The organism is Nocardiopsis sp. iso_25 (assembly GCF_056173305.1).
This window is the reverse complement of record NZ_CM149667.1, coordinates 5,398,597-5,411,958: the sequence shown is the minus strand read 5'-3', so window position 1 is coordinate 5,411,958 and position 13,362 is coordinate 5,398,597. Positions and strand designations below refer to the sequence as shown.

The window sequence follows — 13,362 nt, the reverse complement described above, 5'->3', positions numbered from 1 at the left end:
CCGACGCACGGCGCGGTGGTTTCGCCGAACCGAACCGAACACAAGGTGGCAGACCGTGAAACGGCGTGAACAGAGCCAGACCGAACAGCTCCGGCAGGCGCTGGCCGAGCGCGAGGCCCAGCTCCAGGAGGCGCGCAGCCGGCTCGCCGCCCTGGAGGGTTCCACCTCGCTCCAGGTGGGCAAGGCGCTCACGGCCGCCGCCAAGCGCCCCGGCCGGTCCCTGGTCAAACTTCCCCGTGACCTCTACCGCCTCTGGCGCAGTAGCGGCAGCACCCGGCACACCGAGCGCCGCCGCCGCGGCGGCGCCGAGCCGGTCCGCTCCTTCGACGCCGAGCGCCAGGAGTCGCGCCTGCTCACCGGCCTGAGCGGCGGCAGCGAGGACCTGCTGGTCGTCGCCACGGTCGTCGGCCCCTCCATCGCGGAGGCGATCGACCCCTACGTGCGCGCGGTGCCGCTGCGCCCGCACGACGCCCAGATCGTCATGGACGGCGTCGACGTGGACCTGGTCCTGGTCTCGGCCTCGGCCGCCGCCCCCGGTTCGCCGTGGGCCCACGTGGGCGACCCCGCGGCCGCCGACCGCACCCGCGCCCTGCACTGGGTGCTGGAGTCCGCCGCCTCCCGGGGCATCCCCACGGTCCTGCTCGACGACGTCCCCTCGCCGCCCGCCCTGCGCGAGCTGGGCTTCGACAGGGTCCACCGGGGCGACGCCGGGGTCCCCCTGCACCTGTTCAACCCCGTGGCCGCCGACCTGACGCCCGGACCCGAGACGGTCTTCGTGCGGGTCCACCGCGAGGAGCCCGTCCCCGACGTCCTCGCCGAGCTGGGCGCGGGCGTGGTGGAGGCCGACTCGCGCGGCCTGGCCGACGCCCTGCGCGCCGCCAACGTCGCCGTCGTGGCGCCCCTGACCGCCGAGGAGCCCCGGCTGCACAGCCGGGCCTGGGCCTGCGGCACCCGCGCGGTGACCGCGGGGGAGGGCCTGGCCGTCACGGTGCCGCGCATGCGCGCCGAGGAGCCCACCGCGGCCGAGCAGCGGGGCATGCTCCGTCAGGTCTTCCTGCGCGAGGCCACCCCGGTCCGCCTCGCCGAGGTCCTGGACGGCCTGGACTTCCCGCCCGGCACGCCCGGCCGTGAACTGCCGCTGCGCGGCCGGTCCGTGGCCGTCCTGGCCGACCCGGCGGGGGAGGCCGACGCCGACCGGCTCGCCGACGACCTGCTGGCCGCCGCGCTCAGGCCCGCCGAGGTGGTCGTGCCCGGCACGGCCTCCCGCCTGCCCGGGATCCAGCGGCTGCGGGCCGAGGGCGTCACCGTGCGCTCGGTGCGCTTCAACGCCCCGGACACCCCCGAGGAACTCACCCGCGACGAGCCCGGAGCCCGCGCCGGGGAGCCCTGGGCCGCCCTGGCCGAGCGCGCCACCGCGCCGTGGTCGCACCTGTGGACCGCCCCGGTCGGCCGCAGGCGCCTGGCCGACCTGGTGTGCGCGGTGGAGTGCACGGACGCCGACGCGGTCGGTACCGTCGACGCGTCGGCCGCCGAGCCGGGCGAGCACGGCTTCTTCGACCGTCCGGACACCGCGGACCGTCAGTACGTCTTCGTCAGCGCGGTCGTGCCGGAACTGGTCCGCACCACGCTGCTGAGGCGTGCCTGGGACCCGGCGGAGTGGAACCGCCGCGGCACCCGGCTCCTGGCCCTGGGCCCCGACCACGCCACGGGCGACGACGCGGAGGACCCCGTGTCCGACGCGGCCGACGCCTCGACCGGCGCCGTCGGATGAGCCGTACGGGCAACGAGAAAGCATCCGAAGGGAAGAACGTGAGCACACCGCCTCCGCGCGCACTCCTGTACGGGGACGTGGACCTCAACATCATCGACGGTTCCGCGATCTGGGCGCAGTCGATGGCGCAGGCCCTGGCCGCCGCCGGATGCGAGGTGACCCTGCTGCTGAAGGCGCCCGTGCGCACCGACCGGCTCACCGAGCCGCTCACCAGGGTGCCCGGGGTCCGTCTGCTGCGGCCCTACGAGGACAAGGCGCTGCCCGACCTGGGGCCGAGGGGGCTCACCCCGGAGCAGGCCGTCACCCTCATGACCAGGCACCACGAGCGCAAGCCCTTCGACCTCGTCGTCGTGCGCGGGCGCCGCCTGGCGGGGCTGGCCGCCCAGGAGGAGGCGCTGGCGGGCCGCCTGTGGACCTACCTGACCGACTTCCCGCACAGCGTGGGGGAGCTGACCGCGACCGCCACCGCCGAGCTCACCGAGATCGCGCTGGCCTCGCGGTTCCTGCTCTGCCAGACCGAGGAGCTGCGCGCCTTCCTGGAGTCGACGGTGCCCGCCGCCTGCGGCCGGTCGGTCCTCTTCCCGCCCGTGGTGGTCGTCCCCGAGGACGTGCGGGCCGACGGCGCGGCCGTCGGCCCCGCCCGCCTGGCCTACACCGGCAAGTTCGCGCCGCGCTGGAACACCCTGGAGATGACCGGGCTGCCCGCCGAGCTGGCGCGGCGCGGGGTGGACGCCGAACTGGTGATGATCGGCGACAAGATCCACGCCGAACCCGCCGACTGGGCCAAGAACATGCGCAGGGCCCTGGAGAGCACCCCGAACGTGGACTGGCGCGGCGGGATGTCGCGCGCCGAGGCGCTGCGCCAGGCCGCCGAGTGCGGCTTCGGGCTGTCCTGGCGCGACCCGTCCATGGACGCCAGCCTGGAGCTGTCCACCAAGGTGCTGGAGCTGGGCGCGCTCGGCCTGCCGGTGGTGCTCAACCGCACGCCCATGCACGAGGCCATGCTGGGCGCCGACTACCCGCTCTTCGCCGGGACCGACGTCGCCTCGGTCGCCGACGTGGTGGCCCGTGCCCACGGCGACCGCGCGGTCTACGCGGACGCCGCCGCGCGCTGCCGCGCCGCCGCGGCCGACCACACGCTGGAGCGGGCCGCCGAGCGGCTGCGCGGCTACCTCGCCGACGCCCTGCCGCCCACCCCCGAGGGCGCCGACCCCGAGCGGCCGCTCAAGGTGGTCATCGCCGGGCACGACATGAAGTTCTTCACCCGTCTGGCCGAGTACCTGGACTCGCTGCCCGGCCTCGACGTGCGCATGGACGAGTGGGAGGGGCTGAGCACCCACGACCAGTACCGCTCCCGTGAGCTGGCCGCCTGGGCCGACGTGGTGATCTGCGAGTGGTGCGGGCCCAACGCCCTGTTCTACTCCAAGTGGAAGCGCCCCGACCAGCGGCTCATCGTGCGGCTGCACCGCTTCGAGCTCTACGCGGAGTGGCCCCGCAAGCTCGACATCGACAAGGTCGACGCGGTGGTGTGCGTGAGCCCCCACTACGCCGACCTGACCCGCGAGATCACCGGGTGGCCCGCCGGGAAGGTGGTCGTGGTCCCCAACTGGGTGGACGACGAGCAGCTCGGCCGCCCCAAGCTCCCCGGGGCCGAGTACTCCCTGGGCATGGTCGGCATCGCGCCCTCGCGCAAGCGGCTGGACCGGGGCCTGGACGTCATCGCCGAGCTGCGGCGCATGGACCCGCGGTACACGCTCTCGGTCAAGACCAAGCAGCCGTGGGAGTACTGGTGGATCTGGAACCGGCCGGAGGAGCGCGCCTACTTCGAGCGCGTCTACCGGCGGATCCAGCGCGACGAGCGCCTCGCCGCCGGGGTGGTGTTCGACCCCTTCGGGCCGGACGTGGCCACCTGGCTGCGGCGGGTGGGCTTCATGCTCTCCACCAGCGACGACGAGTCCTTCCACCTGGCGCCCGCCGAGTGCGCCGCCTCGGGCGGCGTGCCCGCCCTGCTGCCGTGGCCGGGCGCGGACACCATCTACGACCCGCACTGGATCCACGACGACGCCGTGGCGATGGCCGAGGCCATCCACGCGACCGTCAGCGAGGGGCGTTTCTCCGCCGAGGCCGCGCGCGCCCGCGAGGAGGTCACCACCGCCTACGGCCTGTCCCGGGTGCGGTCACTGTGGAGCGACCTGGTGGTCCGCGGCAGGGCGCCCCGGGCGGAGCACTCCACCGCGGCCGCGGGCGCCTGAGGCACGGCGCGGGCCCGGGCCGAGGAGTCGGCCCGGGCCCGCGCCCCTCGCGGAGCCCCGGTGCCCAGGGTCTGTTATTTGAACCGGTCTCAGCTTATTGGGGGTTGGTTCGGGTGCCCAGGGGGTTCTGGAGGGGCTGGAGGTGAGGCTGCAAGCAGGACTGCGCCGTAGGCGTCCGTGAAAAACACCGCCTACACCGGGCCCGTCATCTTGGACAGGCCCCCCGCCCCCGCCGGCAGGAACAGCGCGAAGGTGGTCGGCTTGGTCTGCACCAGCTCGATCCGGGCCCCCTCGGACTCGGCGATGTGGCGGGCCAGGGCCAGGCCCAGCCCGGTCCCGCCCCCGCCGCTCACCTCGCGCTCGAAGATCCGGCCGGACAGGTGCTCGGGCACGCCCTCGCCCTCGTCGCTCACCTCGATGCGCACCGACTGCCCGGTGTCCAGCCGCCGGATGGTGACCGTTCCCGCGCCGTGCTTGTAGGCGTTCTCCACCAGGGTCGCGATGATCTGCGCCAGGTCGGCGGAGACGGTCATCGCGGTCAGCCCCGGGTCCCCGGTGACCAGCAGCCTGCGCTGCGCGGACTGGAAGACCGGCTGCCACTCCTCCTGGAGGTGGTGCAGGACGGGGTCGATCTCCACCGCCTCCACCTCGGGGTTCTGGCTCTTACGGGCCCGTCCCAGCAGGCTCTCCACGGTCTCCACCAGGCGCTCGGTCTGGGCCAGGGCGGCCTCGCCCTCCTCACGGACCGCCTGGGGGTTGTCCGCCTCGGCCAGGATCTCCTCCAGGCGCATCGTCAGCGCGGTCAGCGGCGTACGCAGCTGGTGCGAGGCGTCGGTCGCGAAGTGGCGCTCGGTGGCGATCAGCCCGGCGATGCGTTCGGCGCTGCGGTCCAGTACCTCCGCCACCCGGTCGGCCTCCGGTATCCCGTACCGGTGGCCCCACGGCGTGGTCACGCCCGAGCCCAGGCGCTCGGCGGTGGCCGCCAGGTCGAGCAGGGGCAGGGTCAGCCTGCGGGCCTGGAACATCGACAGGCCCACGGCGACGCCGATGGCCAGCAGGGACAGCGACGCGATCCCCATCCAGGCGCGGACCACGCTCTGCTGCACGCTCTCGGCGCTCATCCACACCTCGACGCGCGTGCCCCGGCCGGTGGTCGCGGTGGCCTTGAGCATGCTCGGGGAGTCGGGCGCCTCGGGGTTGAGCGCGGGATCGCCCGCGGTCACCGAGGTGGGCTCCTCCGCCGGGGTGATCCGGATGAAGCGATGGGGATGGTCGCGGTCGAACTCGCCCAGGTCGAGCTGGCCGTGCAGCTCCAGCATGGTGTCGCTCTCGGCGCCGATCAGCTCCGCCTCGCCCTGGAGCTGGCGGGTGCTCTCGTCGTACACCAGCTTGTACGTGAGCGCGCCCAGGGGCAGCCCGAGCAGCATGACGGCGATGACGGTCACCACCAGGGTGGAGAAAACCATCCGCCTGCGCATGTCACCTCATGTCCGTGCGACCCGGAGGCGACCGACCGGCGCGGGGCGCCCCGAGAGGTCGCGTCAGTCCCGCTCGAACCGGAAGCCCACACCCCGGACGGTCGTGATGTAGGACGGCTGGTTGGCGTCGTCCCCCAGCTTGCGGCGCAGCCAGGAGATGTGCATGTCCAGGGTCTTGGTCGAACCCCACCAGTTGGTGTCCCACACCTCGCGCATGATCTGCTCGCGGGTGACCACCTTGCCCGCGTCGCGGACGAGCACGCGCAGCAGGTCGAACTCCTTGGTGGTGAGCTGGAGCTCGCGTTCGCCCAGCCAGGCCCGGCGGGAGTCGTTGTCGATGCGCACGCCGTGCACGACGGGCACCTCGGCACCGCCCCGGCGCAGCAGGGCGCGCACGCGCGCCAGGAGTTCGGCGAGCCGGAAGGGCTTGGTGACGTAGTCGTCGGCGCCCGCGTCGAGGCCGACGACGGTGTCGACCTCGTCGGCGCGGGCGGTCAGGATGAGGATCGGCGTTCCGTGACCCTCGGCCCGGAGCCGACGCGCCACCTCTAGCCCGTCCATTTCGGGCAGCCCGAGATCCAGGACCATGAGGTCTATGTCTCCCGCACGGGCACGGTCGAGTGTCTCAACGCCGTTGACGGTCACGTCCACCGTGTAGCCCTCGCGCCGGAGCGCGCGCGCGAGAGGCTCGGAGATCGAGACATCGTCTTCGGCCAGCAAAACGCAGGTCATGTTGTCGATCGTAGGTCCGGGGACGCGCATTTCCCTATTATGCGCGCCGGATGTCCCAAGGTTGGTCGAAAATACGCTAATCACATAACGGGCAAAAGGTTCAATTCGCCATCTTGGTACTTTTCTTTACACTTACATGGTGATAGTGGGAAGCTTGCTGCGGGTTCCGTGTCGTCCGGATCGTGCCCCCCGGTGAACAGTGTGGTGGAGAAAATGGGACGATTCATTGCAAAACGTTTGGTAAGTCGGTGTCAGGACGGCGAGGCGTGGAGCCGAGGCGCCCGCCACCGGCCCCGAGAGCGAGGAGAACGTACGTGAACCCCGATAGTTCGCCACCGCCCTGGAGACCGCCGGGTGCGCACCCGCCCCGGGGAGGACCGCCTCCCCACGGAGCCGGTCACCCCCAGGGCGCACAGGGGCCTCAGGGTCCGCAAGTTCCCCAGGGCCCGCAGGGGCCCTACGGGCAGCCTCCCCAGCCGCCCCGCCCGGGCCGCTACGGCACCGGTCTGGTGGCCGTGCTCGCCGTGATCGCGGTGCTGGCGGGTGCGTCCTTCCTCGGCGGAGGCCTCGCCGTCGGCGGCAGGCTGACCGGCCTCGTCGCCGCGGACAGGGACTCCGGGCCCTCGGCGCGGCCCGGTGGCGGGCCGACGCGGGAGGCGCCGACCGGGGACCCCGCCCCCACCGCCGCCCCCGAGCCCACCGGGGAGCCCCTGCCCACCGGCGAGCCCTCCGCGGAGCCGACGGACGAGCCGACCCCGGAGGCGGAGAACCTCATCAGCTCGGAGGAGCTGATCGACGAGCTGCGCCGCGACTTCGAGATCGACGCCCGCCTGGACATCACCGACGAGGTCTGCGGCTCGGACCCCGGAGCCGAGGAGACGACCCTCTTCCAGTGCACCTCGTCGATGGACACCAACCTGGTGCGGGTGGCCGCCTTCGAGAACTCCGGGATCGCGATGATCGCCGCGATGGCCATGCTGGAGAGCGAGGAGAACACCGCGGCCGACATCCAGGACGCCTGCCACTTCGTGCTGGTGTGGTTCGAGGAGAACGGTCTGGACCAGCAGGAGCGCGACGACATGGCCGAGGCCACACGCGAGATCGTGGGCTGCCCCTGACCGGCCCGGGTCGGGGTGCCGGACCCCGTGGGGGCGGCCGGTACGGCGCCGGGGCCCGCGAAGCGCGACGGCCGGACGGCCTCCCGACACCGCGTGCGCGGAGTCGGGAGGCCGTCCGGCCGCCTTCGGTGTCAGCCCTGCGAGGTCGGCCCCGGTGTCAGGAGTCCGAGCCGGGGGAGTCCGCGCCCGCCGTTCCACCGCGTCGGCGGCCCAGGTAGAGCGCGGCCCCGCCCGCCGCCACGGCGACCACGGCCGCCGCCACCAGGCCGAGCAGCGCGCCGCCCGTGCGCGGCAGTGAGCCGTCGGCGCCGCCGCCGGGTTTGCCGGAGCCGTCGTCCGGTCCGTCCGTGGCGGGCGGGTCCGTCGGGTCCGGGCCCGGACCGCCGTCCGGGTCGGTGGGTCCGCCGGTCGGCGGGTCGGTGGGAGTTCCGCCGCCGTCACCGTCGGGAACGGTGGCCCGCTCGCCCACCACGATGCGGCCGGAACCGCCCTCGGGGTAGGCGGCCCCGGTCACCCGGCCCTCCAGCGTTCCGGTGAGCAGGCCCTCCAGCGCGGCCTGGTAGGTCGCGCCCACCACGGTGAAGTCCGCCCCGCGGAACGGGTACATGTCGCCGCCCCGGGCGGAGAAGTCGTTGGTCACGACCGTGATCGGGTCGCCGTCCACGACCTCGCCGTCCTCCACGAGCACCGTTCCGTCGTGCAGGATCGCGCCGCGGACCCGCTCGCCGGGCGTGGTCACGGTGCCCTCCTCGTCCACCACCTGCGCAGTGCGCCCGGGGTCGTAGGCGAAGTTGACCCCGGCGACCTGCATGAACGCGCCGCTGGCCGCGGGAGCCGCGGACACGCCCTGCTCCAGCAGCTCCTTGACCTGCGGGCGCGGGATGTCGGGGACCACCGCGACCTGGTTGGCGAACGGGGCGATCGAGTAGGTGTCCAGCGCGGTCAGCGGACCGGCCGGGAGCACGGAGGCGTTGCGGATGCCGCCGCCGTTCTGGATGCCGATCTGCGGAGCGGGCACGCCGTACTCGCCGGCGTTGCGCACGCCGGTGTCCAGCAGCGCGTCGGCCACCAGGTTGCCCAGGTTGGTCTCCTGGGTGCGCACGCCGGGGTTCTGGACGCCGTTCAGGTCGACCTCGCTGGCGGCCACCTCCGTCTCAGCCAGGCCCGCCACGTACTCCGACACGGGCGCGGTGACCCGCGACTCCACCTCGGGGTGGGGCTCCACCGCGTCCTCGCCGACGCCGGAGACCCGGACCGGACCCGAGCGCTCGGAGACCGACACCAGGTCGCCTCCGTCGAAGTTCACGACCAGGCGGCCCACGTACTTGTAGTTCGACCCGGCGGTGACGATGGGCACCTCGACGCCCTCGGGGTTGGTGGCCATGAGCGGGTAGGTCAGCGGCTCGCCGCTCTCCGGGTGCGCCGTGACCTCGTCGCCGGGCACCAGGGCGTCCTCGGGGCCCGCCATCACCTCGTGGCCGCCGCCAGCGACGATGACGTCGACGCCGGTCAGCTCGCGGGCCACGCGCTCCTCGTAGGCGATCCCCTGGAGGTGCGAGAGGAGGACGACCTTGTCCACGCCCTCGGCGGTCAGCCGGTCGACCTCGGCCTGCACGGGGGCGACGAGGTCCTCCACCACCACGTCACGGGGACTGGTGACGGTGTCCAGCGGCGGGTACAGCGCGCCCACGACGCCGACCTCGTGGCCGGAGGCCTCCACCACGGTGCTGGGCGCGATCCGGCCCGCGTCCGCAAGGGCGGCCAGGCGCGGCTCGGCGGACACGTCCACGTTGGCGGCCACCACCGCTGCGTCCCCGCCCAGCTGTCCGAGGAAGTCGGCGTACACGTCCGGGCCGAAGTCGAACTCGTGGTTGCCCATGGAGACCGCGTCGTAGTCCGCGTGGTCGGCGGCGAGGGCGTCGTAGAAGGGGGCGCCCTCCTCCCGGGAGGCGGCGAACTCCGGCCCCGGCAGGTACATGTCCCCCGCGTTGACCGTGACGACGCCGCGCTCGTCGGCCTCGTCCTCCCCGGCCGCGGCGCCGCCGCCCTCGGCCTCGCGCAGCCGGTCGAGCAGCGTCGTGAAGCGGGCGGCACCGCCGAAGTCCTCCTGCCCGGAGGCGGACAGGAGCTGGGACTCGGGGTCGTTGGCGTGCAGGATCGTCAGGGTGAAGTCGGCGCCGTCCCCCGGGTTCATGGGGACGGGCGCTCCGGCCGCGGGGGCGGACGGCACCACCAGGGCGCCGGTCAGCACCAGCGCGGCCGAGGCGCGCACGAGTCTGGACATCGTTGCGGGGCTCCTTCGCGGGCGGGGACGGGGGATCCGCCGGGGCGGACGGGGGAGGGCGGACAGGCCCGGAGAGGTTCACACTAGAGCCGCCGGGGCCGGGGCACATGGTTCCCACGGTTACGATTTGCAGAATCCGCGGTTCCGATACCGGCTTTCGGCCTGCCCGTATCGCGCTCCGTTACCGGACGGCTCCCGTGGTCCGCCCGGAGCCGCGCCTCGCGCGCCCCGGACCCCTACCATTGGTTGGGACAAGCCGTCTCGACATCCCTCGGAGGACGTCCGTGTTTTCCTCTGGCCAGGACCCGTACGACCCCAACGGGACACAGGGCGCGGGCGGCGTCCCGCCGTACGGTGCGCCCGGCTCCGGGGCCGGTTTCGGCGCGCTCCACCCCGACGCCCCCCTTCCCCGGAAGGTGGCCGTCGTCCGCGCCCTGATGTTCGTGGGCGGCGCCTGCGGCCTCGCCCTGTCCGGGCTCTTCCTCATGGGGCTCAGCGTCCCGGCCGACGCGATGGACGAGGCGCTGAGCCAGCAGGCCGAGCTCGCCGCCCAGGAGGGGCTGGAGCTCGCCGTCAGCGCCGAGGCCATGCGCGCCATGATGGTCGTCATGGCGGCGGTCACGGGCGTGTACGGGCTGCTGTCCACGCTCCTGGCGGGCAGGATCCGGCGCCGCACGGTCGGCGTGTTCTGGGGCGTGGTGCTCTTCCAGGGCGCGGCGGGCGCGCTCCTGCTGTGGACCGTGCTGTCCGGGGACATCCTGGCGCTCGTCCCGCTGGGCTTCGCGGTCATGATGGTGGCGTACATGCTCTCCCGCGAGGGCCGCGCCCACTACGGGCTCCTCTGACCGGGGGCTGTCCACAGCCCCCTCAGCCCTCCCCGCGGCCGAACAGCCCGGCCCGCGGGGGCCTCGGCGGGCGCACCGCCGCCTCGGTCCACCGCCGCTCCAGCAGCCCCCGTACGGCCGCCGCCCCCGCGACGGCCGCGTCCCCGCCCTCCCCGGACGCGCGCACCCCGCCCCCGGCGTTCTCCAGGCCCAAGGCGGCGCTCAGCAGCCCGGCGGAGTCGGGCCGCTCCTCGGGGTCCTTGGACATCGCGGCCAGCACCAGCCGCTCCAGGCCGGGCGGCAGGTACTCCAGGTCCGGCTCCTCGAACATCACGCGCCGGGCCATCTCCTTGGCCCCCGCCCGCCCGAACGGGTCGTGCCCGGCCGCCGCGAAGGCCACCGTCGCGCCCCACAGGAACACGTCCGCGCTCTGCGCGGTGGGCTGGCGCCGGTACTGCTCGGGGCTGATCCACCCCGGGGTGCCCAGCCGGTCGACCCGCTCGCTGACCCGCCCGTCGGCCAGCCCCTCCGGCGAGGGCAGCCCCAGGTCCCGGTAGGCGCGGCGCATCCGCCGCAGACGTATCCACTTGGTGGGGTCGGGGTCCTCCACCGGATGCGCGATCCCGAAGTCCAGCAGTTTGGGCCCCCGGCCCGAGAGCACCACGTTGCTGGGCTTGAGGTCGCGGTGGACCACCCCGGCCGCGTGGACGGCCCGCAGCGCCTCGGCGGTGCCCACGGCCAGACCCAGGAGCATCCCCCCGCGCAGACGGCCGTACCGCTCCACGTGGTGGCGCAGGGTGGGCCCCGGCACGTACTCGGTGATCATCCACGGCCGCGGCGCCTCCACGTCGGCGCGCACGAACCGCGCCACCGAGGGGCTGTTCACCCTGGCCAGGAGGCGGGCCTCGTGCGCGAAGCGCTCCCGGAAGCGCCGGTCCGCCGCCTGCTCGGCGTGCACGACCTTGACCGCCAGGTAGCCGTGCACGCCGGGGGAGTCGGCGGCGTAGACCGTGCCCATCCCCCCGGAGCCGATCCGCCCCCGCACCCGGTGCCCGCCGATCTCGCGGGGGTCGTCCGGCTCCAGGGGGTCGAGTCTGCGCACGCCTCGCGCCTTCATGGGGACTCCCTCTCCACCGGGGACACGTCCCACCGGGGACGCAGGAGACGCGATCCTACCCGCCGCGGGCGCGGCGACGCGGGTCGGCGTGGTCGAAAACCCCTACACGACAGGAGGTTTCGGTATAAAGATGTCGTAAAGCCCATGCGTGGTCACGCGCCCGAACCGGGAAGGACGCGATGGAGCTCACCCTCTCCGGCGGGTACAACGTCATCCTCACCTCCGCCATGCGCCGGTCGATCCGCCTCGCCGTGCCCCTGGGCGACCGGCGGGACGTGTGGTGCCCCGACGTCCGCGAACCGGGGGAGAGCGCACCCCTCATCGCCCAGGGCCTGGCCGAACGCGACGCCCACGGGGTGCTCGTCCTCACCGGCCGCGGGGTCGAGGTGCGGTCCCTGCTCCTGCCGCTGGCCGGCCTGGTCGGCGAACTCGGACACGAGGGCAGGCCCACGCTCAACCCCTCCCTCCCCGAGGAGCGGGCCCGGAGACTGGGTCTGGCCCTGGAAGCGGTGCGCGGCGGACGCCCCCGGCGCGGCACCGGCGTCAGCGGACGCGACAAGGCGTTCGCCCGGGTGGTCTACGCACTCCTGTGGGCCCTCGTCACGTGCTGGTTGGTCCTGGACCTGCCGTTGGGTGCCGAACTCGCCCTCGTCACGGCCTCCTCCCTGGCGGTGGCGGGCGCGGTCGCGGTCCGCACACGCCACCAGCGCGCGGAGAGGGAGCGCGACCCCGTACGGATCGTGACGGCCTCGGAGGGGGAGTTCGTGTCCCCCGGAGCGCTCGACGAGGAGTCCCGCGCCCTCCTGGAGCGCGCGCAGAGGGCCGCGGACGCGGTCCTGGGCTCACCGCTGCACGAGCGCGGGCTCCTGCTGGACACCGTCCGCAACCGCGTGGTGCTGGCCGACGTGGAGTGGTCCCTCGCGCGCAGCCTCCTCCACCAGACCCGGGTCAGGGAGCGGATCGCCCGCACCCCCACGCCCGGGGAGCGCAGCCGCGAGGCCGCCGCCCGCGCCGGTGCCGTCCTGGCCGCCGAGACGGCCGAGGTGACGGCGCGGATCGCCGTCCTGGAGGACTACGCGGACCGCGTGCGCGCCGCCGAGCTGGACGACCAGGACCGCCGTTCGGCCCGGGAGCTCGACGCGATCGCCGCCGAGGCGGCCGAGGCGGGCGCCGTGCACGAGCAGAGCGCCGAGACGCTCGACTCCCTCGTGCGGGCCCAGGAGGTGGCCCTGCGGGTGGCCGCGCTGGCCGACGACCAGGACTGAGCCGCTCCCGCGCGGGTTGTCCACAGGCCGGAGCCGGGTCCGCCGAACGTCGGCGGTCTCTGGCACTGTCGTAGGGGAGGAAGGGAGCTCCGCATGACCCCCGGACAGTTCATCGACGCCGCCCTGTGGTTCCCCGAGGCCGGGGAGACCGAACCCTTCGGCCCCGGCTACCTGGTCTACAAGGTGGCCGGGCAGAAGATGTTCGCCCTGCTCATGGGGGGAGACGACGGCAACGGCCCCGCCACGGTCAACCTCAAGTGCGAACCGGAGCTGGCCCTGGAACTGCGCGACCAGTTCCCCGCCGTCACGCCCGGGTACCACATGAACAAGAAGCACTGGAACTCCGTGCTCCTGGACGGCACGGTGCCCGAGGACGAGATCCTGGAGATGCTCAAACACTCCTACGTCCTGGTGGCGGGGAGCCTGCGCCGGGCCGACCGAGACCGCGTGCTCGCGGCGCTGGGCGACGGCGCGCCGGAGCCCGGCGGACCGGCCCCGCGGGCCCCGGAGAGGGTGTGAAC

At 74.0% G+C, this 13,362-nt stretch carries 10 protein-coding genes; 6 read left to right on the top strand and 4 right to left on the bottom strand.

What is annotated here, in order from left to right:
* Positions 1-55 precede the first annotated feature (55 nt).
* Positions 56-1,771 (top strand): hypothetical protein, encoded by a 1,716-nt coding sequence (locus AC0VX6_RS23215; protein WP_274974648.1) that lies wholly within the window; start codon positions 56-58, stop codon positions 1,769-1,771.
* Between the two features lie 38 nt (positions 1,772-1,809).
* Positions 1,810-4,023 (top strand): glycosyltransferase, encoded by a 2,214-nt coding sequence (locus tag AC0VX6_RS23210; RefSeq protein ID WP_274974647.1) that lies wholly within the window; start codon positions 1,810-1,812, stop codon positions 4,021-4,023.
* Between the two features lie 191 nt (positions 4,024-4,214).
* Here the strand turns inward: AC0VX6_RS23210 and AC0VX6_RS23205 are convergent, their stop codons facing one another.
* On the bottom strand, positions 4,215-5,501 hold the full coding sequence (locus AC0VX6_RS23205) for a sensor histidine kinase (RefSeq protein ID WP_274974646.1): 1,287 nt from the start codon (positions 5,499-5,501) through the stop codon (positions 4,215-4,217).
* A gap of 63 nt (positions 5,502-5,564) precedes the next feature.
* Entirely contained in the window at positions 5,565-6,233 is a 669-nt protein-coding gene (locus AC0VX6_RS23200; RefSeq protein ID WP_013154850.1) for a response regulator transcription factor, read from the bottom strand.
* A 509-nt stretch (positions 6,234-6,742) separates the two neighbouring features.
* Between AC0VX6_RS23200 and AC0VX6_RS23195 the strand changes: the two genes are divergently transcribed.
* Complete coding sequence (locus tag AC0VX6_RS23195; RefSeq protein ID WP_475466042.1) at positions 6,743-7,351, top strand: PT domain-containing protein; 609 nt, start codon at positions 6,743-6,745, stop codon at positions 7,349-7,351.
* Positions 7,352-7,508: 157 nt separating this feature from the next.
* Here AC0VX6_RS23195 and AC0VX6_RS23190 read toward each other — a convergent pair whose 3' ends face one another.
* Positions 7,509-9,635 (bottom strand): bifunctional metallophosphatase/5'-nucleotidase, encoded by a 2,127-nt coding sequence (locus AC0VX6_RS23190; RefSeq protein WP_475466040.1) that lies wholly within the window; start codon positions 9,633-9,635, stop codon positions 7,509-7,511.
* Positions 9,636-9,919: 284 nt separating this feature from the next.
* Here AC0VX6_RS23190 and AC0VX6_RS23185 point away from each other — a divergent pair, with 284 nt between their 5' ends.
* Positions 9,920-10,480 (top strand): hypothetical protein, encoded by a 561-nt coding sequence (locus tag AC0VX6_RS23185; RefSeq protein WP_274974643.1) that lies wholly within the window; start codon positions 9,920-9,922, stop codon positions 10,478-10,480.
* Positions 10,481-10,502: 22 nt separating this feature from the next.
* On the opposite strand, the gene AC0VX6_RS23180 is transcribed toward AC0VX6_RS23185, so the two are convergent.
* Complete coding sequence (locus AC0VX6_RS23180) at positions 10,503-11,576, bottom strand: serine/threonine-protein kinase (protein WP_274974642.1); 1,074 nt, start codon at positions 11,574-11,576, stop codon at positions 10,503-10,505.
* A 179-nt stretch (positions 11,577-11,755) separates the two neighbouring features.
* On the opposite strand from AC0VX6_RS23180, the gene AC0VX6_RS23175 reads away from it, so the two are divergent.
* Positions 11,756-12,841, top strand: a complete 1,086-nt coding sequence (locus AC0VX6_RS23175) for a hypothetical protein (RefSeq protein WP_274974641.1) — start codon at positions 11,756-11,758, stop codon at positions 12,839-12,841.
* Between the two features lie 93 nt (positions 12,842-12,934).
* On the top strand, positions 12,935-13,360 hold the full coding sequence (locus AC0VX6_RS23170; RefSeq protein WP_274974640.1) for an MmcQ/YjbR family DNA-binding protein: 426 nt from the start codon (positions 12,935-12,937) through the stop codon (positions 13,358-13,360).
* Positions 13,361-13,362 lie beyond the last annotated feature (2 nt).